Source organism: Paracoccus shandongensis, from assembly GCF_017315735.1.
GTDB classification, from domain to species: Bacteria; Pseudomonadota; Alphaproteobacteria; order Rhodobacterales; family Rhodobacteraceae; genus Paracoccus; species Paracoccus shandongensis.
The window spans coordinates 287,031-310,005 of sequence record NZ_JAFLRK010000001.1; the positions used below are offsets into that span (position 1 = coordinate 287,031).

Below are 22,975 nucleotides of genomic sequence, written 5' to 3' on the forward strand. Positions count from 1 at the left end.
GACGTTATGTCCCAGATTTCCCTCACCTTCCCCGATGGCAATGCGCGCGACTATCCCGCCGGCGTCACCGCCGCCGAGGTCGCGGAAAGCATCGCGCCCAGCCTGGCCAAGCGCGCGATCTCGGCCAGCCTGGACGGGCGGCACATCGACCTGCAATGGCCCATCCAGGCCAGCGGCGCGATCAGCATCAACACGATCAAGGACGACGCCCCCGCGCTGGAACTGATCCGCCACGACTTCGCCCATGTCATGGCCCGCGCCGTGCAGGAGATCTGGCCTGACGTAAAGGTCACCATCGGCCCGGTGCGCGATCATGGCTGGTTCTACGACTTCGACCGCGCGGAACCCTTCACCCCCGAGGATCTGGGCCGGATCGAGGCGAAGATGAAGCAGATCATCGCGCTTCGTGAACCCGTCCGCACCGAGGTCTGGGACCGCGACCGCGCCATCGCCCATTACAAGGCCGCAAACGAGCCGTTCAAAGTCGAACTGATCGACCGCATCCCCGAGGGCGAAGACCTTCGGATGTATTGGCATGGGCCTTGGCAGGATCTATGCCGCGGCCCGCATCTGCAGAACGTGGGCCAGCTGCCCGCCGACGCCTTCAAGCTGACCCATATCGCCGGGGCCTATTGGCTGGGCGACAGCTCGCGCCCCATGCTGCAGCGCATCTATGGCGTGGCCTTCCGCAACCGAGACGAGCTGAAGGCCCATCTGACCATGCTGGAGGAGGCCGCCAAGCGCGACCATCGCAAGCTGGGCCGCGAGATGGACCTGTTCCACATGCAGGAGGAAGCGCCGGGCCAGATCTTCTGGCACCCGAACGGCTGGAACATCTACACGACCTTGCAGGACTACATGCGCCGCAAGCAGCGCGCCGACGGCTATGTCGAGGTGAACACCCCGCAGGTCGTCAGCCGCACCCTGTGGGAGGCGTCGGGACATTGGGAAAACTATCAGGAAAACATGTTCATCGTCGAGGTGGACGAGGAACATGCGCGCCAGAAGACCGTCAACGCGCTGAAGCCGATGAACTGCCCCTGCCATGTGCAGATCTTCAACCACGGCCTGAAATCCTATCGCGACCTGCCGCTGCGCATGGCGGAATTCGGATCCTGCAACCGCTATGAACCCTCGGGCGCGCTGCACGGGATCATGCGGGTGCGCGGCTTCACCCAGGACGACGCGCATATCTTCTGCACCTTCGACCAGATCGAATCGGAATCACGGAAGTTCATCCAGTTCCTGGCGGGGATCTATGCCGACCTGGGCTTCGACAAATGGCGCGTGAAGCTGTCCACGCGCCCCGAAAAGCGTGTCGGGTCAGAGGAAAGCTGGGACCGGATGGAGGCCGCGCTTGGCAATGCCTGCAAGGCGGCGGGCCATGATTTCGAGATTTTCCCCGGTGAAGGCGCCTTCTATGCGCCCAAGCTGGAATTCGTGCTGACCGACGCCATCGGTCGGGACTGGCAATGCGGCACCCTTCAGGTGGACCCGAACCTGCCCGAACGGCTGGATGCGGAATATGTCGGCGCGGACGGCGCGAAACATCGCCCGATCATGCTGCACCGCGCGGTCCTTGGCAGCTTCGAACGCTTCATCGGCATCCTGATCGAGAACAGCGCGGGCAAGCTGCCCTTCTGGCTGGCGCCCCGGCAGGTGGTCGTGGCCTCCATCGTGTCGGACGCCGACGCCTATGTGGCCAAGGTGGTCGATGCCCTGCGCGCGGCAGGCATCCGGGCCGAGGCGGATACCCGCAACGAGAAGATCAACTACAAGGTCCGCGAACATTCCGTGGCGAAGGTGCCCGCGATTCTTGCCATCGGCATGAAAGAGGTAGAAGATGGGACCGTATCGCTTCGGCGCCTGGACCAGCAGGGTTCACGCTTGTTACCGCTAGCCGAGGCTGTTGCCGTTCTGAAAGACGAAGCCACGCCGCCCGACCTGCGCTGAATCGCGTCGCCCTTGCGGGTTCCCGCGTGCGGACGCTTGTCCGCGCGCGTTTCCTGCTTGCCTTTTTTAACGATTCGTCCATCCTCTCACTTGCGTGAGCGAAGTCTTTCTACCGCCTCCCTTTCACGGGCAGCCGGAAGTTCGAAAGCGGGCTGCACGGCCTGGCGCAATCCTGCGTCGGGATGACTTGAAGGAGAGAACGGTTATGGCGACCGGAACGGTTAAATGGTTCAACGCCACCAAAGGCTATGGCTTCATCGCCCCCGATGACGGCGGCAAGGACATCTTCGTCCACATCTCGGCCGTGGAACGCGCCGGGTTGACGGGCCTGAAGGACAACCAGAAGATCGCATACGAGCTGCAGTCGGGCCGCGACGGCCGCGCCTCGGCCAGCGATCTGAAGCTGCTCTGATCCAGCTCTTGAACGGTTGCGGAGCGGCCCGCTTGCGGGCCGTTTTCCATTTGCGGCCCCTGCCTGAAAGAACCCGCCATGATCCCGCTCGACATCTTTGCCGATCCCGTCTGTCCCTGGTGCCTGATCGGCAAGGCCGAACTGGACCGCGCCCTGGAAAGCCGCCCGTCCCATCCGTTCCAGATCGCCTGGCACCCGTTCCGCCTGAACCCGCAGATGCCGCGCGGCGGGATGGACCGGATCGAATACCTTCACGCCAAGCTTGGTCCGCGCGCCGAGGAAGCCTCCCGCGCCGTGGCGCAGCGGGCCGCCGCGCTTGGCCTGGTCCTGAACCCTTCGCCTGTCGAGCCCGACACCACCGACGCCCACCGGCTGATGCACTGGGCGGGGCTGGAAGGCGCGCAGACGCGGGTCATGTCGGGCCTGCTGCGCGCCCATTGGCAGGAAGCCCGCGACATCGGCGACGTCACCGAACTGGCGCGCATCGCGGCGGCTGCCGGAATGGACGCGGATCTGGTGGCCCGCCTGCTGGCCAGCGACGCCGACCGGGCCGAGGTCGCCGCCCGCGAACGGCACGCCCGCGAACGCGGCATCACCTCGGTCCCGACCTTCATCCTGGCCAACCAGCATGTCGTCAGCGGCGCGCAGCCCGCCAGCCTGTGGCAGCAGGTGATCGACGAACTGGCCGGAGCGCCAAACTAACTTGCACAGTGTGCAATATTCGGCTATAGGCCAGGCCTGACCGAAAGGCCTCCTCATGTCCGTGACCGTTCCCGACGCAAGCGCAGCGCCGCGCCGCTTGGCCCTGCCCGAATTCGTGGCGATGCTGGCCTTTCTGTTCGCCACTGTTGCCTTTTCCCTCGACGCGATGCTGCCCGCCCTGCCCGACATCGCGGCCCAGCTGACGCCCGACAACGTGAACCGCGCGCAGTTGATCCTGACCGCCTTTATGGCGGGCATGGGGATCGGAACGCTGTTTGCCGGTCCCATTTCCGACGCCATGGGCCGCAAGCCCGCGATCTTCCTGGGCACGGGCATCTATATCGCCGCGACCATCGCCGCGATCTTTTCCCAATCCATCGAATTCCTGCTGGCCGCCCGCTTCCTCCAGGGCCTTGGCGCCTCTGCCCCGCGCATCGTCGGCATGGCGCTGATCCGCGATCTGTATGCGGGGCGCGAGATGGCGCGGATTTCCAGCTTCGTGATGATGGTCTTCATCATGATCCCGGCGCTGGCCCCGTCCATCGGGGCGGGCATCATCGCCTTTTCGGGCTGGCACGGCGTGTTCGTGGCCTTCATCCTGTTCGCGCTGATCGGGGCAAGCTGGCTGGGCCTTCGCCAACCCGAGACGCTGCCGCCGACCGAACGCCGTCCCCTGCGCCTTGGCCCCCTGACCGCAGCGGCGCGCGAGGTGCTGGCGAACGGTCAGGTCATGCTCTGCACGCTGGTGCTGACGCTGGGCTTCGGGCAGATGTTCGCGCTGCTGTCATCCGCCCAGCAACTGTTCGGCGAAACCTATGGCAAGGGCGACAACTTCCCCGCCTGGTTCGCGCTGATGGCGATCCTGTCGGGGGCGGGCACGCTGCTGAACGCGACCTTCGTGATGCGCTTCGGGATGCGGCGGATCGCGAAATGGGCCTATGTCATGCAGACGGTCGTGTCCGCCGTCATGCTGGCGCTGACCCTGACGGATGCCCTGCCCGCGTCCTTGCGCTTTCCGGCCTTCTTCTTCTGGGCGGTCAGCGTGTTCTTCATGGCGGGCGTGACCTTCGGCAACCTGAACGCGCTGGCACTGCAACGCATGGGCCATATCGCGGGCATGGCGGCGTCGATCATCGCGGCGCTGTCCACCATCGCGGCCACGCTGATCGCGGCGCCGGTCGGGCTGCTTTACAACGGCACGCCCGTTCCGGCGATGACGGCGACGCTGATCTGTTCAGCCCTGGCCTGGGCCCTGATGGGCCGGCTGCGCGACTGACAGGTCCGCCCGGCCAGACCGCCGGACCACAAAGCGCGCATTGGCAAGGTCGTTTTCCAGATGCGCCGCGATCTGCCGGGCATCCTTGCCATAGCCCTGCCAGCGCGCGGTCAGGCGGCGTTCCAGTTCCGCCTCGGGCACGTCCAGCCAGATCCTCAGGTCATAGCGCAGGTGGCTCCAAGGCGCGGCATCCAGCAGCAGATAGTTGCCCTCGATCACCACGATGCGGGTGCCGGGGCTGACGACCCCCGCCCCGGCCACAGCCAGTTCCCGGCTGCGGTCGAAGACGGGAAAGATGACTTCCGTCCTTGGCACCGCCAGCCGTTGGACCAAGGCAGCAAACCCCTCGGCATCGAAGGTTTCCACCGCCCCCTTCCTGGCAAGCAACCCCCGCGCCTCCAGCACGCGGTCGTCCAGGTGAAACCCGTCCATCGGCACCAGCACCGCATCCTCCAGCCGCTGCACCAAGGCCTCGGCTAGTGTGGACTTCCCCGATCCCGGCGCCCCCGCCACCGCAACCAGAACCCGCGCCCCTTCCAGCGCACAGATCCGGGCCAGCACCCCCCGCCCTTCTTCTTCACGAAAATATCCTGGGGGGAGTCCGAAGGACGGGGGGCAAGGCCCCCCAGCCACATCCATCATGCGGCGATCCCCTCGGGCACCCGCGCCCCGGTCATATAGGCCACCGCATCCGACATCGTGTGGTCCTTGGGGTTGATGACGCACAAGCGCCGCCCAAGACGATGGATATGGATCCGGTCCGCCACCTCGAACACATGGGGCATGTTGTGGCTGATCAGCACGATGGGAATGCCGCGCGACCGCACGTCCAGGATCAGATCCAGCACCCGGCGGCTTTCCTTGACCCCAAGGGCCGCCGTCGGTTCGTCCAGGATGATGACCCGGCTGCCGAAGGCCGCCGCGCGCGCCACCGCAACGCCCTGGCGCTGGCCGCCGGACAGGGTTTCCACCGGCTGGTTGATGTTCTGGATCGTCATCAGCCCCAGTTCCGACAGCTTCTGGCGGGCGAATGCGTCCATCGCGGGCTTGTCCAGCATCCCCAGCCACTTGCCCAGGAACCCGGGCCGCTGGATCTCGCGGCCCATGAACATGTTGTCGGAAATCGACAGGGCGGGCGACAGGGCCAGGGTCTGATAGACCGTCTCGATCCCGGCGCGGCGCGCTTCCAGGGGGCTGGCGAAGCTGACGGGCTTGCCGTCCAGCCGGATCTCGCCCTCGTCGGGCTGCACGGCACCGGAAATTGCCTTGATCAGGCTGGACTTCCCCGCGCCGTTGTCGCCGATCACGGCCAGGATCTCGCCCGGGTACAGGTCGAAGTCGGCGTGGTCCATCGCGGTTACGCGGCCATAACGCTTGACCAGGTTGCGGGCGGACAAAAGCGGCTCGGTCATGACGAAATCTTCCTGATCCATTGGTCGATGGCGACGGCGACGATGATCAGCCAGCCGGTCGCGAACAGCTGCCACAGCACGTCCACCCCCGCCAGCCGCAGGCCCGAGTTGAAGACGCCCACGATCAGCGCCCCGATCAGCGGCCCTAGAATCGACCCGCGCCCGCCGAACAGCGAGATGCCCCCGATCACCACGGCGGTGATGGATTCCAGGTTGGCCTCGAAGAAGGATGTCGGGCTGACCGAACCCACCCGCCCGATGGACGACCAGGCCGCCAGCGCGCAGATGATGCCCGAGACAACATAGACCGACATCAGCACGCGCTTGGTCTGGATGCCCGCAAGCGCGGCGGCCTCGGGGTCGTCGCCCACGGCATAGACGCGGCGGCCCCAGGCGGTCTGATACAGCGCATACCACAGCACCGCAAAGACAATGATCATCAGCACCACGCCATAGGTCAGCACCGCGCCGCCCAGGGTGAAGCGTTCGCCAAAGAATTTCAGCAAGGGCGCTTCGGCGTCGAGCGTCTGGCTGCGGATCGTCTCGCGGTTGGACAGGTAATAATTCAACGCAAGGAAGATATTCCACGTCCCCAGCGTCGTGATGAAGGGCGGCAGCTTCAGCCGCGTGACAAGCGCGCCGTTCAGCGCCCCCGTCGCGGCCCCGACGGCCAGACCGATCAGGATCGAGATCGGCACCGGAATGCCCCACTCGACCGACAGCCGGCCCATGATCACCGACACCATCACCATGACGGCGCCCACCGACAGGTCGATGCCCGCCGTCAGCACCACCAGCGATTGCGCGGCGGCCAGGGTGCCGACAACCGCGACCTGCTGCAGGATCAGCGACAGGTTGAAGGCGGAAAAGAAGTTGGGCGCGATCAGCCCGAAGGCTGCCACCGACAGCACCAGCACGATGACCGGAACCATGGTGGGATAGCGGTGCAGGAAATGCTGCACCCGGTCCAGCGCGCCGCGCGAGTGATGGTCAAAGCTCGCCACCGTCTCGGACGGGTTGCGCGCGACCACGGGGTCGGGGGTGTCGGACATCAGGCCCTCCGGCTGTTCGGGAAAGGGCGGCAGCCGCGCCGCCGCCCGGATGGTCAGGTCAGCCCCAGCACTGGGCCAGGCCATCGGCGACGCTGATCGAGGGCACGCCCTCGACCGGCTGGTCCGTGACCAGGTTCACGCCGGTATCGGTGAAATCCAGCCCCTCGGTCGGCTGCGGCTTGGTGCCGTCCTTGGCGAAGGCGGCGATCGCCTCGATCCCCATCGAGGCCATCTTCAGCGGATATTGCTGCGAGGTCGCGCCGATCACGCCCGCCTTGACGTTTTCCACGCCGGGGCAGCCGCCATCGACCGACACGATGGTCACGTTGCCTTCCATGCCGAAGGATTTCAACGCCTCATAGGCCCCGGCGGCGGCGGGTTCGTTGATGGTATAGACCAGGTTGATGCCCGGATCCTTCTGCATCAAGGCCTCCATCGCCTGGCGCCCGCCCTCCTCGTTCCCCGAGGTCACGTCATGGCCCACGATGCGCGCGTCATCCTCATCGCCGATGACGTTGTTGTCCTTCACATCGACGCCGAAGCCCTCCAGGAAGCCCTGGTCGCGCAGCACATCGACCGAGGGCGCGCTGGCCGACAGATCCAGCATGGCGATCTTGGCGTCCTTGGCCCCGTCGCCCATCTTGCCCGCGGCCCATGCCCCGATCAGGCGGCCCGCCTCGCGGTTGTCGGTGGCGAAGGTCGCGTCGGCGGCGTCGATCGGGTCAAGCGGCGTGTCCAGCGCGATGACCAGGATCCCTGCGTCGCGCGCCTGCTTGACCGATTCGGTGATCGCCTTGGTGTCGGACGCGGTGATCAGGATGCCCTTGACCCCCGCCGCGATGCAGCTTTCCATGGCCTGCTGCTGCGTTTCGTGATCGCCGTCGATCTTGCCCGCGAAGCTCATCAACTCGATGCCAAGCTCCTGCGCCTTGGCGGTCGCGCCTTCCTTCATCTTCACGAAGAAGGGGTTGATGTCGGTCTTGGTGATGATGCAGGCCTTGACCGGATCCTGGGCGCTGGCGAATCCCGCCGACAGCGCCAGAACGGATGCCGCCAGCGACAGGCGCATTGATGACTTGATGATCATGTGAAACTCCTCCGAATGGCGGCACCTCCTCCGCCTTGCCTTTTCAGAAAGCATGAAGCGTTTCCCCTTGTCAATAAATCAATCATGTTGACTAATGCAGGCAGGAAGGATGACGCCCATGCTGCATGACGCGAAAGACCGGCTCGATCTCAGCCAGAACGAACGGCAGATCCTGTCGCTGATCCGCAGGCGCGGCCCCCTGCCCCGGGCGGTCCTGGCACAGGCCACGGGCCTGTCCCCGCAGGCCATCACGAACCTGACCAGAAAACTGATCCAGAACAGGTTTCTTGACGCGGGCGCGGTGGTGCGCGGCAAGGTCGGCCAGCCGTCCACCCCCCTGTCGCTGGCCCCTGAAGGTGCGCTGTTCCTGGGGCTGAAGCTGGGCCGCAGGCTGGTCGAACTGGCCCTGGTGGACTTCCTTGGGCACGTAAAAATCCACCGGCAAGAGATATACAGCCATCCCACCCCCGACCGGGTGCTGTCCTTTGCCCGCAACGGAATCGCGACGATCCTGGCCTCGATGCCGCAGCCCGACCGAGTCGCGGGCCTTGGCATCGCCACCCCCTTCCGCCTGTGGGACTGGGGGGCCGAGATGGTGGGCTGGCGCGATTTCGACCTGGCCGACCATCTGGGCAAGGGCCTGCCCTTCCCGGTCTTTCTGGAAAACGACGCCAGCACCGCCTGCGCGGCCGAGCTGATCTTTGGCCGCTCGGTCCTGCCGCGCGACTTCGTGCATCTTTACATCGCGCATTTCGCGGGCGGCGGCGTGGTGCTGGACGGGCGGCTGCGGGTCGGGCCGCGCCGCAATGCGGGGGCGCTTGGCTCGATGCCGATCCCGGGCGGGCGGCAATTGCTGGACGTGGCCTCGGTTTCGACGCTGGAGGAACGCCTGGGCCATCCCCTGCCGCCGGACGATTCCGGCTGGCAGGTGCCTGCGGATATCGAAGCGCCCTGGATCGCCGAATCGGCAGAGGCGCTGGCCTTCGTCGCCTTGTCCGCCACGGCGCTGCTGGACATCCCGACCGTGGTCATCGACGGCGCCGTGCCGCCCGCCACGCGCCGCGCCCTGGCCGATGCGACCCGGACCGCCCTGGCCCGCTTGCCCGCCGCAGGCATCGACCGCCCCGATATCGTCGAGGGCAGCCTGGCCCGCAGCGCCCGCATCCTGGGCGCCGCCGCCCTGCCGCTGGCGCATTTCTTCGAGCCTGGCGGCGCGCTGACTTGACAGCGCCGGGTGCCGCTATATAAGCGCCGCTTCCATTGGTGTTGGTGGACCCCGCAAGGGGAACCCTGTCGGACCTTCGGGTCAAAGGACAACGCCCTTCGACAACGCAAGAAGGAGATCAGCGGTGACGAAACGCACCTCTGCCAAGTACAAGATCGACCGCCGCATGGGCGAAAACATCTGGGGCCGCGCCAAGTCCCCGGTAAACAAGCGTGAATACGGCCCCGGCCAGCACGGCCAGCGCCGCAAGAACAAGCTGTCGGACTTCGGCACCCAGCTGCGCGCCAAGCAGAAGCTGAAAGGCTACTATGGCGACCTGACCGAAAAGCAGTTCCGCCGCATCTATGCCGAGGCCGAGCGCGTCAAGGGCGACACCGGCGAGAACCTGATCGGCCTGCTGGAGCGCCGCCTGGACGCCGTCGTTTACCGCGCCAAGTTCGTGGCGACCATCTGGGCCGCCCGCCAGTTCGTGAACCACGGCCACATCACCGTGAACGGCCAGCGCGTCAACATCGCGTCCTACCGCGTCAAGGAAGGCGACGTGATCGCCATCCGCGAACGGTCGCGCCAGTTGGCCATCGTGCTGGAAGCCGTCGCCCTGACCGAGCGTGACGTGCCGGACTACCTGGAAGTCGACCACAACAAGATGACCGCGACCTTTGTGCGCACCCCGGCCCTGGGCGACGTGCCCTATGCCGTGGTGATGGAACCGAACCTGGTCGTCGAATACTACGCCAAGAACTGATCCTTCGGTTCTGGCGATCTTCGGGCCTGGCCGGGTATTCCCGGCCAGGCCTTTTCCATTTGGATTTCCGTGCCTGAAGTTCCGGTTGACGGAAGGGCGAGGCCCACGGCATCGCCCGTCAAAAGACCGCTACTTCCGCCGCATCGCCTCGGCCAGGGCTGCCCCGAAACCGCCCTGCCCGCCCGTCTGCGGAGCGGCGCTGGCCGACCGGGGCCCCGGCTTGCCCTGCGCCTTCTGCGCGGGCTTTGCGGCCTCGGCATCCGTGCGCATGGTCAGGCCGATGCGCTTGCGGGGCACGTCCACCTCGGTCACGCGGACGCGGACCACGTCGCCGACCTTCACCACCTCGTTCGGATCCTTGACGAAGCGATTGGCAAGCTGGCTGACATGGACCAGCCCGTCCTGGTGGACGCCGATGTCCACGAAGGCCCCGAAGGCCGCGACATTGGTGACGGTGCCTTCCAGCACCATGCCGGGCTTGAGATCAGTGATCTCATTCACCCCATCGGCAAAGCTGGCCGTGACGAAGGAGGGGCGAGGGTCGCGGCCGGGCTTTTCCAGTTCCGACAGGATATCGCGGATGGTGGGCAGGCCGAAATGCTCGTCCACGAACTGTTCGGCCCGGATGGATTTCAGCGCCGCCCCGTCGCCCATGATCGCGCGGATGTCGCGCCCGCAGGCGGCGACGATCTTGCGCGCGACGCCGTAAGCCTCGGGGTGGACGGCGGATGCGTCCAGGGGTTCCTTGCCGCCGGGGATGCGCAGAAAACCCGCGCATTGTTCAAAGGCGCGCGGGCCAAGGCCCGTGACCTTCTTCAGCGCCGCGCGGGACGGGAAGGCGCCGTTCTCGTCCCGCCAGGCCACGATGTTCTGCGCCAAGGACGGACCAAGTCCCGCGACATGCGCCAGCAGCGGCGCGGATGCGGTGTTCAGATCCACGCCGACCGCGTTCACAGCATCCTCGACCACGGCCTCCAGCGTTTTTGCAAGCTGCCGCTGGTCCACGTCGTGCTGGTATTGGCCGACGCCGATGGATTCGGGCGGCACCTTGACCAGTTCCGCCAGCGGATCCTGCAAGCGCCGCGCGATGGAGACCGCGCCGCGCAGCGACACGTCCAGTTGCGGAAACTCCTTCGCGGCCAGTTCCGATGCGGAATAGACGGACGCGCCCGCCTCGGACACGATCACCTTGGTGGGCACCTTCACGCCCTTTGGCAGGCGCTTCAGCGCCTCGGCCACCAGCCGTTCCGTTTCCCGGCTGGCGGTACCGTTGCCGATGGCGATCAGGTCCGCGCCGTGCCTGGCGATCAGCGCCAGCACCGTGGATTCAGCCCCCCGCAGATCGTTCTTGGGCTGGAACGGATAGATCGTCGCGGTATCCAGCAGCTTGCCGGTGGCGTCCACCACCGCGATCTTGCAGCCGGTGCGGATGCCGGGGTCGATGCCCAGCGTCACCCGCGCGCCAGCGGGCGCGGCCAGCAGCAGGTCGCGCAGGTTGCGGCCAAAGACGCGGATCGCCTCGTCATGGGCGCGCTTGCGCAGTTCGGTCAGCAGGTCGATATACATCGTGTTCGACAGGCGCACCCGCCAGGTCCAGCCCGCCACCTGCCGCAGCCACTGGTCGCCCGGACCATGGCCCAGCGGACCCAGGGCCAAGGCCACGATCCCCTCGGCCCGCTGCGCCCCGGTGTCGGGGTCGGGCGAGATGTCGATGGTCACGATCTCCTCCTTGGCGGCGCGCAGGATCGCCAGCGCGCGGTGCGAGGGGATGGCCGACCACTTTTCCCGATGGTCGAAATAGTCGCTGAACTTGGCCCCCGCCTGCTCCTTGCCCGCGATCAGCCGGGCGGCGATGAAGGCCTCGGCCCGCATGAAGTCACGCAGGTTGCCCAGCAATGCGGCGTTTTCCGACAGTTCCTCGACCAGGATGTCGCGCGCGCCGTCCAGCGCGGCCTTCACGTCAGGCACCGCCTCGGTGATGAACCCCGCCGCCAACGCCGCCAGATCCGCCGCACGGTTCCCCTGGATGGCGCGCAGCAGCGGCTCCAGCCCGTTTTCGCGGGCGATCATGGCCTTGGTGCGGCGCTTGGGCTTGAAGGGCAGATAGATGTCCTCCAGCGCGGCCTTGGTTTCCGCCCCGGCAATGGCGCGGGCCAAGTCGTCGGTCAGCTTGCCCTGATCCTTGATCGAGTTCAGGATCGCCGCCCGCCGCGCCTCCATCTCGCGCAGATAGGCCAGCCGGTCGGCCAGCGTGCGCAACTGCGTGTCGTCCAGGCCGCCGGTCGCCTCTTTCCGGTATCGCGCGACAAAGGGGACCGTCGCGCCGCCATCCAGCAGGTCTGCCGCCGCCGTCACCTGGGACGGCGAGGCGCCGATCTCGGCGGCAATGGTACGGGCAATGCGGGCGGTCGTGTCCATGGGATCCTCCGAAGCGGTCGGAAGGCGGTTCTAGCCGGACAGGGCGCGCCCGCCAAGGCCGCTGACGCGGCCGCCGGGCGTTCCCGCAATGACATTCCGCAGAAAGGCATCGGTCAGCGCCGCGGCCGAGGCAAGGCTCAGCCGGTTGCGGAAATCGTCAAAGGCGGCATCCGCCATCGCCTGCCGGGCGGCGGGATCGCGCAAAAGCCTGCCCGCGCCTTCGACCCAGACATCCATGTCGTTGCTGACGATCCCGCTGTCGGGCGTGAAGAACAGCGCATGATCGGCCTCTCGGCTGGTGATGACGGGCACCTTGGCGTCCAGATAGGCCAGGATCTTGCCGAAGGACTTGCCCCGGCTGAAGGGCGACACCGCCATGATCGGCGACAGCCCGACCGAGACTTCGCGCAGCGAGCGCAGGAACTCCTCGTAGGGCAAGGGCGGCATTGTCTGGATGGGTATCCCTGCGGGCAGGCGCCGCCGCAGTTCTGCCGCCTCACCCTCGGACGCCACGCCATAGAAGCGGAGCGTGAAGACGATCCCGCAGTCCTGCAGGCGACCGGCAAGGTCCAGCACGAAGTCCAGTTCCTGCTTGTAGTCCAAAGGTTTCGCCTGCGCCCAGGCCAGGACCGGCGGTTCCCCCCGTTCGCGATGATCGGGACGCGGGCCATCGGACATGGGCGTCCCGGTCCAGATCACCGTTGTCCGGGCACAGCGCGCCGCGTGCCAGTCGCGCAGAAAGCGGCTGCCCGCGATCACGCCCGCCGCCTGGCGGCTGGTGCGCTCGAGCCGGTCCTTCAGGCCGGGGACTTCCAGGTAGAAGTCGGCGTCGTCCGTATCCAGGACATAGGGAATGCCCCGGGCATGTTCGGCCGCATTCAGCGGATGGCGGCATTGCTGGAACACCAGAAGATTCGGCCGGAAGGCCCGGATCAGGCGCATCCGGCCGCCCCGGCGAACCAGCGGCGACACGCAATCGGCCCGCCAGCCCAGATCCGTCAAGGCCGTTGCCATGTTGTAGGCGCGCAGCAGGCTTGCGGCCTCGGGCGGCGAGGACGGGAAGAACAGCACCCTCGGCCGCCTGGACGCGGTGAAGCGGTCCAGCAGGCTTCTGCAATGGATCCGGGTCTCGCTCGTCATGCGGGCAAGCTGATTTTTCGTCTTCTTTCCCAACGACATCCCGTCACCCTTGAAACCCGCCGCGCACCACCCGGAAGGCGGTGGCTGCTGCAATGTGCAGCCCCTTGGGGACATGGCGCAAGCCCAACCTTCGCCCGTTGACAGAAAGAACGTCCATGCACAGGTAGGGCCTGGACAAAGACAAAGGACCATTCATGCCCTCCCTTTTCGATCCCCTCCCCCTTGGCCCCCTGACCCTGAAGAACCGCATCGTCATGGCGCCCCTGACCCGCGCCCGCGCCGGGGCCGACCGCATTCCGAACGCCATGATGGCCGAATATTACGCACAGCGCGCCGGTGCCGGGCTGATCCTGTCGGAAGCCACCAGCGTGACGCCGATGGGCGTGGGCTATGCCGACACGCCGGGCATCTGGAACGACGCGCAGGTGGAAGGCTGGAAGCAGGTCACCAAGGCCGTCCATGACGCGGGCGGGCTGATCTTCCTGCAATTGTGGCATGTGGGCCGCATTTCCGACCCGATGTTCCTGGATGGGCAACTGCCGGTCGCGCCAAGCGCCATCAAGCCCGCGGGCACCGTCAGCCTGGTGCGCCCGAAAAAGGAATACGTCACCCCCCGCGCCCTGGACACCGACGAGATCCCCGGCATCGTCGAGGCTTATCGCAAGGGCGCGGAAAACGCCAAGCGCGCGGGCTTCGACGGGGTCGAGATCCACGGGGCCAACGGCTATCTGATCGACCAGTTCCTCCAGGACCGCAGCAACCATCGCACCGACCAGTATGGCGGGCCGATCGAGAACCGCGTGCGCTTCCTGAATGAAATCACCGATGCCGTCATCGGTGTCTGGGGCGCGGATCGCGTGGGCCTGCACCTGGCGCCGCGCGGCGACAGCCATGACATGGGCGACAGCGATCCCCGCGCGCTGTTCACTTATGTCGCGCGGCAGATGCGCGACCGGGGACTGGCCTTCCTCTGCCTGCGCGAATACCTGGGCCCCGACAGCCTGCTGGACGACATCAAGGCGGCCTTCGGCGGCGTGGTCATCGCCAACGAACAGCTGACCCGCGACAGCGCCGCGGACCTGGTGCGCAGCGGGCGCGCCGATGCGGCGGCCTTCGGCAAGGACTTCATCGCCACGCCCGACCTGCCCCGCCGCTTTGCCGAGGATCTGTCGCTGAACCAGCAGGATCCCGCGACCTTCTACGGCAGCGGGCCAAAGGGGTATGTGGACTATCCGGTCGCGGAAGAAGTCTGATCCGTGTGGCGGGCCACCCGGCCCGCCCGCTCACTTCGCCTTGGCGACGGCGCTTTCCGGCAGTTCCTCGTCGAACAGGCGCTGATAGAACTCGGCCACGGTCTGGCGCTCCAGCTCGTCGCACTTGTTCAGGAAGGTCAGCCTGAAGGCATAGCCGATGTTGTTGCCGAAGATGCGCGCGTTCTGCGCCCAGGCGATCACCGTGCGCGGCGACATGACGGTGGACAGATCCCCCTGCATGAAGGCCGTGCGCGTCAGATCCGCCAGCGTCACCATCTGGCCGATGATCTTGCGGCCCTTTTCGGTGTTGTAGGTCGGGTTCTTGGCCAGAACAATGGCGGCCTCGGCATCATGGGACAGATAGTTCAGCGTGCTGACCAGCGACCAGCGGTCCATCTGGCCCTGGTTGATCTGCTGGGTGCCGTGGTAAAGGCCCGTCGTGTCGCCCAGGCCGACGGTGTTGGCGGTCGCGAACAGCCGGAAATAGGGGTTGGGCGTGATCACCTCGTTCTGGTCCAGCAGCGTCAGCTTGCCGTCGGTTTCCAGCACGCGCTGGATCACGAACATCACGTCGGCGCGCCCCGCGTCGTATTCGTCGAAGACGATGGCCGTGGGGTTGCGCAAGGCCCAGGGCAGGATGCCTTCGTGAAAGACCGTGACCTGCTTGCCGTCCACCAGCTTGATCGCGTCCTTGCCGATCAGGTCGATGCGGCTGACATGGCTGTCCAGGTTCACCCGCACGCAGGGCCAGTTCAGCCGCGCCGCCACCTGCTCGATATGCGTCGATTTCCCGGTGCCGTGATAGCCCTGGATCATCACCCGGCGGTTATAGGCGAACCCCGCCAGAATCGCCATGGTGGTGTCGGGGTCGAACTTGTAGGTGCTGTCGATTTCCGGCACGCGGTCGGACCGTTCGGCAAAGCCCTTGACCTTCATGTCGCTGTCCAGACCGAACGCCTCGCGCAGGTCGATCTCCTCAGTCGGTTTGGCGTTCATGTCCAGCATCGTCGGCACCTTTCCGTTCATCGCCTGTCTTGATCGCGCATAAGTCCGCCGCGTGCAAGCCGGGCTTGCGTTGACGGGGCGCGGCGGGCTGTTAAGTTGGCCGCAACCACAAGAGGATCCCTGCCCCTTGCCCCATGCCCGTCACCCGATGCTGCCGGATCTGATCGCGCGCGTCGCCAAGGCCGACCGCCGCGCCTTTGACGCGCTTTACGAAGCCACCTCGGCCCGGCTGAACGCGCTGTGCCTGTCGATCCTGAAGGACCGCCGCGAGGCCGAGGAAGTGCTGGAACAGGTCTATATCGGCATCTGGAAGGATGCCGCGCGCTTTCCAGACAGCGGGCTGTCGCCGATGGCCTGGATGGTGACGCAGACCCGTGGCCGGGCGATGGACCGATCCCATGCGGCGGCGCCCGTCCCCGTGGATGCCGGGAACCCGCCCGGCGGCGCCTTGGGCCTGGTGCGCATCGCCTATCTGGAGGGACTGGATTATCCCCGCTTGGCGCACCGCTGCGGGCTTTCCGCCGACGAGGCCCGCCACGCCCTGCACGAGGAGTTGGAGCGCCTGGCAGGACATGCGGCCGAGGACGCGGGCAGCCTGGCCGCCGCCGAACAGGTGCTGGGGCTGCGCGGCGGCACGGTCACGGATGCGGGGCTGGCCGCTGAGTGGCAGGAGCGGCTGGCCCGCTTCGCCGACGACCTGACCCCCGTCATGGCCCCCGCCCGCGCCCGTCAGAGGATCCGCGAACATCTGGGCCATGGGCTTGCGCCGCTGTCGGTCGATCCGCTGGAGCGAAGGCCCTGGTGGCGCGGCCCGCTGGGGATCCTGGCGATCCTGCTGGTCGCGGCGGTGGTGTGGTATGTCTGGGGGCGGTAAAGACCGCGGCTGACCCGGCACCCAAGGGGGCAAGCCGGGGGACTGGACGGCGCGACGGCGGGTCTTGCCGTAGGGTGGGGTTTCACCCTGCCTGGTCTGTGACAAGAAACGGTGACGCCACAAACCGGCCGGGCGCGATGTGGCGAAGGCGTGGCCTTCGGCAAATCAGGCGTTGAACAGGAAATGCAGCACGTCGCCGTCCTTGACGGGATAGGTCTTGCCCTCGACGCGGAACTTGCCCGCCTCGCGCGCGCCTGCTTCGCCCTTGAAGGCAACGTAATCGTCATAGGAGATGGTCTCGGCCCGGATGAAGCCGCGCTCGAAATCGCCATGGATCACGCCCGCCGCCTGCGGGGCCAGCGTGCCCTTGTGGATGGTCCAGGCGCGGGCCTCCTTGGGACCGACGGTGAAATAGGTGTCCAGGCCCAGCAGCTTGTAGCCCTCGCGGATCAGCCGATCCAGGCCCGCCTCGTGCAAGCCCATTTCCTCAATGAACATGGCCGCCTGGTCGGCGGGAAGCTGGCTGATCTCCTCCTCGATCCGGGCCGAGATCACCACATGGCCGGCGCCCTGCGCACGCGCCATCTCGGCCACGCGGTCGGACTGGGCGTTGCCGGTGGCGGCCTTATCCTCCTCGACGTTGCAGACGAACAGGACGGGCTTGGCGGTCAGCAGTTGCAGCATGGCCCAGGCCTTCCGGTCCTCCTCGGCCACCTGCACCGTGCGGGCAGGCTTGCCGGATTCCAGCGCGGCCTGCGCGGCTTTCAGCAGCTTTTCCTGGGCCACCGCGTCCTTGTCGCCGCCCTTCAGCTTGCGGGCGATATTGGCAAGGCGGCGTTCGACCGATTCCAGGTCGGCGATCATCAGTTCGGTTTCAATGGTTTCCGCGTCGGCGATGGGATCGACGCGGCCCTCGACATGGGTCACGTCGCCATCCTCGAAGCAGCGCAGGACATGGGCGATGGCGTCCACCTCGCGGATATTGGCAAGGAACTGGTTGCCCAGGCCTTCGCCCTTGCTGGCGCCCTTCACCAGGCCCGCGATGTCCACGAAGGTGATGCGCGTCGGGATGATCTGCTTGCTGCCCGCGATGGCGGCCAGGGTGTCCAGGCGCGGATCGGGGACCGCGACATCGCCCACGTTCGGCTCGATGGTGCAGAAGGGAAAGTTCGCGGCCTGCGCGGCGGCGGTTTTCGTCAGCGCGTTGAACAGCGTCGATTTGCCCACGTTCGGCAAGCCGACAATTCCCATGCGAAAGCCCATGACGCGCCCCTTTCAGCCAAGTCAGGGCGCGTTCTAGGCAAGCGGCGGATGTTTCGCAAGCGTCACCGGAACAGCACCAGCGATCCGGGCGACCAGGCCAGCCTTGTCCTTGTCCCCACCTCCTGCACGTCGCGGCCGAAGACATTGCGCATGGAAATCCGCACCGGCCGCGCCTTGCCGTCCATCGCCGCCGCCCCGTCCAGCCGCAGGTCGTAATAGGTCATGTCGCCGTAATAGACGACCTCGTCGATGGTGGCGTTGGTTTCGCGCGGCTGGCTGTGTGTCTGGGTGGGGCCCACCAGCGTCATGGTTTCGGGGCGAAAGCCGATGGTCGGGCCTTCGTCGTCGGGGTTCGCGCGGCTGATCTGGCGTTCGGGCAGGTCCACCACGCCAAGCCCCGGAACCTCGACCGTGGCGGTTCCCGCCTGCTCCCCCAGGATCCGCGCGGGCAGGAAGTTCATCACCCCGATGAAATCCGCGACGCGCCGGGTGGCGGGGCGGGCATACAGCGCCTCGGGGCCGTCAAGCTGGGCGATCTCGCCCTCGAACATGACGGCGATGCGGTCGGACATGACCAGGGCTTCCTCCTGGTCATGGGTCACAAGGACAAAGGTGATGCCGACCTGGCGTTGCAGCTTGATGAGTTCCACCTGCATCTGCTCGCGCATCTTGCGGTCCAGCGCCGACAGCGGCTCGTCCAGCAGCAGCACCTTGGGTTTCAGGATCAGCGCGCGGGCCAGCGCCACCCGCTGCCGCTGGCCGCCCGACAGGGCGTGCGCCGCGCGGTTGCCGTATCCGCGCAGGCCGACCATCGCCAAGGCCTCCTCGACCAGGGCCGCCTTTTCCGCCTTGCCGCGTGGATCGCGGCGCAGCCCGAAGGCCACGTTCTGCGCGACCGTCAGATGCGGGAAGATCGCGTAGGACTGGAAGACCATGTTGGTGGGGCGCTTGTTCGCCGGCACCTCGTCCATGCGCTTTTCGTCGATCAGGATCGCGCCGTCCGAGATGTCCTCGAACCCGGCAATCGTGCGCAAAAGCGTGGTCTTGCCGCAGCCCGACGGGCCGAGAAGCGAAAAGAACTCGCCCGCGCGGATGGTCAGGTCGATGCCGCGCAAGGCGTGGTAATCGCCGTAATGCTTGTGGACGCCGCGACATTCGATCATCGGCTTGCGGTCGTCGGTCACAGGAATCCTCCGGTCGGATTGCCGCCCATGCGGGCGTTGCCGCGGCGGCGGAAGTATTCGCCAAGCGCCAGCAGCAGGATGGACAGCGCCACCAGCACGGTGCCAAGCGCCATGATCATCGGGATCTGCTTGGGGAAGCGCAGCTGGCTGAAGATATAGGTGGGCAGCGTCGGCTGGTTGCCAGCGAGGAAAAAGGCGATGATGAATTCGTCCAGGCTGATGGTGAAGGAAATCAGCAGCGAACTGACGATGCCCGGCATGACCAGCGGCAGGGTGACCAGGCGGAACGCGCTCCACTTCGTTTCGCCCAGGTCATAGGCCGCTTCCTCCAGCGATTTGTCGAGCGATGAGAACGCCGTGGACAGGATCGCGATGGCATAGGGCATGCAGATCAGGACATGGCCCAGGATCACTGTCAGGATCGACAGTTGCACCCCCGCGCCCAGCAGCACGACCAGCAGCGACATGGCCACGATGATTTCCGGCAGGACCATGGGCAGCAGGATGAAGCCCATCATGCCGCCCTTTCCTGGAAACTCGAACCGGGTGGACGCGCGGGCGGCGAAGACGCCGAGGCAGGTCGCCAGGATCGAGGCCGAGACCGCGATGGTCAGCGAATTTGTCAGCGCCGTACGCAGCGTCGCGTTGGCCCACATCTGCGCGAACCAGTTGGTCGTGAAGCCTTGCAACGGAAAGGCGATGATCGTGCCCGAGTTGAAGGCGAACAACGGCAGCAGGATGATCGGCGCATATAGGAACAGCAGGTACAGCAGCGCATAGGCCTGCAAGCCGCGTCCCTGCCCCTTCACGACCGCACCTTCAGGAAGCGGCGGTTGATCAGCAGGAACACGACGCTGACCAGGGCCACGATGGCCATGGCCGTGACCGCAAGGGCCGATCCCAGGGGCCGGTTGTCCAAGGCCAGCATCTGCACCTGGATCAGGTTGGCGATCATGGGGATCTTGCCGCCGCCGATCAGTTCGGGCGTGACGTAATCGCCGATGGTCGGGATGAAGACGATCAGCACCGCCGCAAGCACCCCCGGCATCGCCAGCGGCAGCGTCACCCGCCAGAAGGTCATCGCCCGGCTTTCGCCCAGGTCGCGGCCTGCTTCCAGCAGCGCGCGGTCGATCTTTTCCAGGGCCACGAAGATCGGCAGGATCGCGAAAGGGGCATAGGCATGAGCCAGCGTGATCACGATGGAATTGACGTTATACAGGATGAAGGTCAGCGGCTCGTCGATGATGCCAAGCCCGGTCAGGCTGGAGTTGATGACGCCGTTATAGCCCAGGATCACCTTCCACAGGAACACGCGGATCAGGTAGCTGGTCCAGAAGGGGATGGTGATCAGGAACAGCCACAGCGATTTCCTTTCGGGCCGCACCAGGAAGCTGACGTAATAGGCCACCGGAAAGGCCAGCAGCACCGTGACCAGCGTCACCAAGGCCGACACCATCAGCGAGCGCAACATCACCGTGCGCACGATGGGATCGGTCCAGACCTGGACATAGTTCGAGACGGTGAAATCCCGCACGACCTCCAGATAGCCGTCGGTCAGGAAGCTGTAGGTCAGGATCGTCAGCAAGGGCGCCGCCAGGATCACCAGCGCATACAGGAACGGCGGCGCGATCAGGGCGTAGCCCTGCTTGGCCTGTGCATCCAATCCCTTGGCCATCCGATCCTTCCTGCCCCGTTCGTTTCAATTCCTTTCATATCAGGGAAAGGGTGAAAAGAGGGTTTATGCGCCTGCCACTCCGCCGGTGCTATCGCCACCACCGCCCGGTCAGCGCCAGACGCGCCAGAGAGGCGCGGCGCTGGAACGGCGTGACTTCAAGGGTTTGTGCAAAACAGTTGATGTCGCCTCTCAGGACTGCGTCCAGGAATGGCGGGACGCGGGGGCCGGGATAGAGAGCCGCGGCTGCCTGCCGGGGCAGCAGGCGGCGCGACCGGGCGGCGCGGCGCAGCGCATCCCGCGCGAGACCGGCCAAGGCAACGGCATCCTCGGGGCGCGCCTGGTCCAGCCCAAGGCGCAGAGGTTGCAGCCGGGGCAGCGCGCGCAGCCAGGCGGCCAGCCCCGCGCCAAGCGCCTGGTCGGCCACCACGGTCCGCGCGGCGGCTGGCGAACCCAGGCGTTCCGCCGCCAGTCCCATCAGCCGACCCGCCGTGTCGTTCACATAGGCCACGACCTCCTCGGGTGCGGTGAAAGGTTCGCGCGCGCAGTCGCGGCGGCGCGCCTCGGCCAGGGGGGCGATACGGCCCGCGCCTTCGCCCCATGCCTCCCACAGGGGGGTCAGCACGTCATGCAGGGGCGGCGGCTTGCCTGTCCCCATCTCGTCCAGGCGATCGATCCACCATTGCAGCCGCATTTCGGCCAGCATCGGTTCCCTGGACTGGAACGGCGCACGCGCGATTTCAAGGTTCAGCGCATAAAGCGTTATCAGCGCAGGACGATCCTGCGGCCGCGCGACCAGGACGGCCCCGAAGCGGTCGGGATCCTGGGTCCGCACCAGGTCGGTGCAGGCGTCCAGCGTCACGCCAGCAGATCCTCGGCAATGCGGGCCACGTCCTTTTGCACGGTGGTCGGGCGCACCAGCAGCTCGATCCCGGCCTTGGACATCCGAACCTCGAGCCCCGCGCCGGTCAGGTCCGCCTTGGCCCGATCAAGGCGCGAGAAATCCTTGGAGGCCATCGCCTGCGCCCGGATCTCGGCCAGGCGGGTTTCCAGGGCGGCGAGGATCTGGTCGAAATCCTGGTGGTCCGCCTGGCTGTCGAGCGCCTGGTAATCGGCCCGCATCCAGTCGTCATCGCCCGCCTGCAACAGCCCGATGAAACGGGCCGAGGCCAGCAGCAGCGCCGGATCGTCCTTCAGCCGGTGCAACACGGCAATCGCGCCCGGCGTGTTCAGGTCGTTGGCGATGGCCTCGACCACCTCGGTATGCGGCGCGGCGGCGGGCTCCACGTCCTTTGTCAGCAGCCGCCACCCCCACAGGATGTCGCGCGCCTCGTCCGCCTTGCCTTGCGTCCAGTCCATCGGCTTGCGGTAATGTGTGGACAAGAGGACATAGCGGATCACCTCTCCGGCAATGCGGCGGTCCAGAAGGTCGCGGACGGTGAAGAAGTTGCCGAGCGACTTGGACATCTTCTTGCCCTCGACCTGCAGCATCTCGTTGTGCAGCCAGACATTGGCGAAGCCTGCGCCGGGATGGGCGCAGCAGCTTTGCGCGACCTCGTTTTCATGGTGGGGAAATTGCAGGTCGATGCCGCCGCCGTGGATGTCGAAGCTGGGCCCCAGCAGCGCCGCCGACATGGCGGAACATTCGATGTGCCAGCCGGGGCGGCCCCGGCCCCAGGGGCTGTCCCAGCCGGGCTGGTCGGCCCCGGACGGTTTCCATAAGACGAAATCCATGGGATCGCGCTTGAAGGGCGCGACCTCGACCCTTGCGCCCGCGATCATGTCATCGACCGACCGGCCCGACAGGCGGCCGTATTCGGGGAAGGAGCGCACGTCGAACAGCACATGGCCCTCGGCCTCGTAGGCGTTGCCGTTGGCGATCAGGGTCTCGATCATCGCGACCATCTGCACGATGTATTCGGTGGCGCGGGGCTCGTGGTCGGGACGGGCGGCGCCCAAGGCGTCCATGTCGTCGTGATACCAGGCGACGGTTTCCTCGGTGATCTCGCGGATGTCGCGGCCGGTGGCGGCGGCGCGGGCGTTGATCTTGTCGTCGACATCCGTGAAGTTCCGCACGTAAGTCACATGATCCGCGCCATAAACGTGGCGCAGCAGTCGCACCAGCACGTCAAAGACCAGCACCGGCCGGGCATTGCCCAGATGCGCCCGGTCATAGACTGTCGGGCCGCAGAGGTAGAGGCGCACGTCAAGGGGATCCAGCGGCTGGAAAACCTCTTTCCTGCGGGTGCGGGTGTTCGTCAGCCGGATCTGGACCATGATGCGCCTTTCCTTGTCATGCGCG

The 22,975-nt window shown here is 66.4% G+C and carries 21 protein-coding genes; 8 read left to right on the forward strand and 13 right to left on the reverse strand.

Features of this window, described 5'->3' with window-relative positions; translation table 11 throughout:
* Nucleotides 1-6 precede the first annotated feature (6 nt).
* The 4 genes from thrS (at nucleotide 7) to JX613_RS01410 (ending at nucleotide 4,343) form a co-directional block, all read left to right on the forward strand.
* Nucleotides 7-1,953, forward strand: a complete 1,947-nt coding sequence (gene thrS / locus JX613_RS01395) for a threonine--tRNA ligase (RefSeq protein WP_207099644.1) — start codon at nucleotides 7-9, stop codon at nucleotides 1,951-1,953.
* 205 nt (nucleotides 1,954-2,158) lie between these two features.
* Entirely contained in the window at nucleotides 2,159-2,365 is a 207-nt protein-coding gene (locus JX613_RS01400; protein ID WP_089388183.1) for a cold-shock protein, read from the forward strand.
* A gap of 78 nt (nucleotides 2,366-2,443) precedes the next feature.
* Nucleotides 2,444-3,067 carry a DsbA family oxidoreductase gene (locus JX613_RS01405; protein ID WP_207099645.1) on the forward strand — a complete coding sequence of 208 codons (624 nt, stop codon included), beginning with the start codon at nucleotides 2,444-2,446 and terminating at the stop codon, nucleotides 3,065-3,067.
* Between the two features lie 55 nt (nucleotides 3,068-3,122).
* Nucleotides 3,123-4,343 (forward strand): multidrug effflux MFS transporter, encoded by a 1,221-nt coding sequence (locus tag JX613_RS01410; protein ID WP_237168265.1) that lies wholly within the window; start codon nucleotides 3,123-3,125, stop codon nucleotides 4,341-4,343.
* Here JX613_RS01410 and JX613_RS01415 read toward each other — a convergent pair.
* From JX613_RS01415 to JX613_RS01430, 4 genes are all read right to left on the reverse strand, one after another.
* Entirely contained in the window at nucleotides 4,302-4,904 is a 603-nt protein-coding gene (locus JX613_RS01415; protein WP_336512253.1) for an AAA family ATPase, read from the reverse strand. The genes JX613_RS01410 and JX613_RS01415 overlap by 42 nt on opposite strands.
* A gap of 77 nt (nucleotides 4,905-4,981) precedes the next feature.
* Nucleotides 4,982-5,755 (reverse strand): ATP-binding cassette domain-containing protein, encoded by a 774-nt coding sequence (locus tag JX613_RS01420; RefSeq protein ID WP_237168266.1) that lies wholly within the window; start codon nucleotides 5,753-5,755, stop codon nucleotides 4,982-4,984.
* A complete protein-coding gene (locus JX613_RS01425) occupies nucleotides 5,752-6,807 on the reverse strand; it encodes an ABC transporter permease (RefSeq protein WP_207099647.1) in 1,056 nt (351 codons plus the stop codon). The genes JX613_RS01420 and JX613_RS01425 overlap by 4 nt, the downstream gene beginning before the upstream one ends.
* A gap of 58 nt (nucleotides 6,808-6,865) precedes the next feature.
* The gene (locus JX613_RS01430) at nucleotides 6,866-7,894 is read right to left on the reverse strand and encodes a sugar ABC transporter substrate-binding protein (protein ID WP_419538798.1); all 1,029 of its coding nucleotides are present in this window, start codon (nucleotides 7,892-7,894) and stop codon (nucleotides 6,866-6,868) included.
* A gap of 109 nt (nucleotides 7,895-8,003) precedes the next feature.
* On the opposite strand from JX613_RS01430, the gene JX613_RS01435 reads away from it, so the two are divergent.
* On the forward strand, nucleotides 8,004-9,119 hold the full coding sequence (locus JX613_RS01435; RefSeq protein ID WP_207099648.1) for an ROK family transcriptional regulator: 1,116 nt from the start codon (nucleotides 8,004-8,006) through the stop codon (nucleotides 9,117-9,119).
* Nucleotides 9,120-9,243: 124 nt separating this feature from the next.
* Entirely contained in the window at nucleotides 9,244-9,864 is a 621-nt protein-coding gene (gene rpsD / locus JX613_RS01440) for a 30S ribosomal protein S4 (protein WP_207099649.1), read from the forward strand.
* 129 nt (nucleotides 9,865-9,993) lie between these two features.
* Here the strand turns inward: rpsD and JX613_RS01445 are convergent, their stop codons facing one another.
* Entirely contained in the window at nucleotides 9,994-12,282 is a 2,289-nt protein-coding gene (locus JX613_RS01445; protein ID WP_207099650.1) for a Tex family protein, read from the reverse strand.
* A gap of 30 nt (nucleotides 12,283-12,312) precedes the next feature.
* Nucleotides 12,313-13,422 (reverse strand): glycosyltransferase family protein, encoded by a 1,110-nt coding sequence (locus JX613_RS01450; RefSeq protein ID WP_207099651.1) that lies wholly within the window; start codon nucleotides 13,420-13,422, stop codon nucleotides 12,313-12,315.
* A 194-nt stretch (nucleotides 13,423-13,616) separates the two neighbouring features.
* Here JX613_RS01450 and JX613_RS01455 point away from each other — a divergent pair, with 194 nt between their 5' ends.
* Entirely contained in the window at nucleotides 13,617-14,675 is a 1,059-nt protein-coding gene (locus JX613_RS01455) for an alkene reductase (RefSeq protein WP_207099652.1), read from the forward strand.
* 30 nt (nucleotides 14,676-14,705) lie between these two features.
* Here the strand turns inward: JX613_RS01455 and cobS are convergent, their stop codons facing one another.
* On the reverse strand, nucleotides 14,706-15,680 hold the full coding sequence (cobS, locus tag JX613_RS01460) for a cobaltochelatase subunit CobS (protein ID WP_207099653.1): 975 nt from the start codon (nucleotides 15,678-15,680) through the stop codon (nucleotides 14,706-14,708).
* A 148-nt stretch (nucleotides 15,681-15,828) separates the two neighbouring features.
* Here cobS and JX613_RS01465 point away from each other — a divergent pair, with 148 nt between their 5' ends.
* The gene (locus JX613_RS01465) at nucleotides 15,829-16,554 is read left to right on the forward strand and encodes a sigma factor (protein ID WP_207099654.1); all 726 of its coding nucleotides are present in this window, start codon (nucleotides 15,829-15,831) and stop codon (nucleotides 16,552-16,554) included.
* Nucleotides 16,555-16,719: 165 nt separating this feature from the next.
* Here JX613_RS01465 and ychF read toward each other — a convergent pair whose 3' ends face one another.
* The 6 genes from ychF to cysS form a co-directional block, all read right to left on the reverse strand.
* On the reverse strand, nucleotides 16,720-17,817 hold the full coding sequence (gene ychF, locus JX613_RS01470; RefSeq protein ID WP_207099655.1) for a redox-regulated ATPase YchF: 1,098 nt from the start codon (nucleotides 17,815-17,817) through the stop codon (nucleotides 16,720-16,722).
* Between the two features lie 62 nt (nucleotides 17,818-17,879).
* A complete protein-coding gene (locus JX613_RS01475) occupies nucleotides 17,880-19,001 on the reverse strand; it encodes an ATP-binding cassette domain-containing protein (protein WP_207099656.1) in 1,122 nt (373 codons plus the stop codon).
* Nucleotides 18,998-19,810 carry an ABC transporter permease subunit gene (locus JX613_RS01480; protein WP_207099657.1) on the reverse strand — a complete coding sequence of 271 codons (813 nt, stop codon included), beginning with the start codon at nucleotides 19,808-19,810 and terminating at the stop codon, nucleotides 18,998-19,000. The genes JX613_RS01475 and JX613_RS01480 overlap by 4 nt, the downstream gene beginning before the upstream one ends.
* On the reverse strand, nucleotides 19,807-20,676 hold the full coding sequence (locus JX613_RS01485) for an ABC transporter permease (RefSeq protein ID WP_207099658.1): 870 nt from the start codon (nucleotides 20,674-20,676) through the stop codon (nucleotides 19,807-19,809). The genes JX613_RS01480 and JX613_RS01485 overlap by 4 nt, the downstream gene beginning before the upstream one ends.
* Before the next feature lie 88 nt (nucleotides 20,677-20,764).
* A complete protein-coding gene (locus tag JX613_RS01490) occupies nucleotides 20,765-21,535 on the reverse strand; it encodes a squalene/phytoene synthase family protein (protein WP_207099659.1) in 771 nt (256 codons plus the stop codon).
* Nucleotides 21,532-22,950, reverse strand: a complete 1,419-nt coding sequence (cysS, locus tag JX613_RS01495) for a cysteine--tRNA ligase (protein ID WP_207099660.1) — start codon at nucleotides 22,948-22,950, stop codon at nucleotides 21,532-21,534. Before cysS ends, JX613_RS01490 begins: the two co-directional genes overlap by 4 nt.
* Nucleotides 22,951-22,975: the final 25 nt, after the last annotated feature.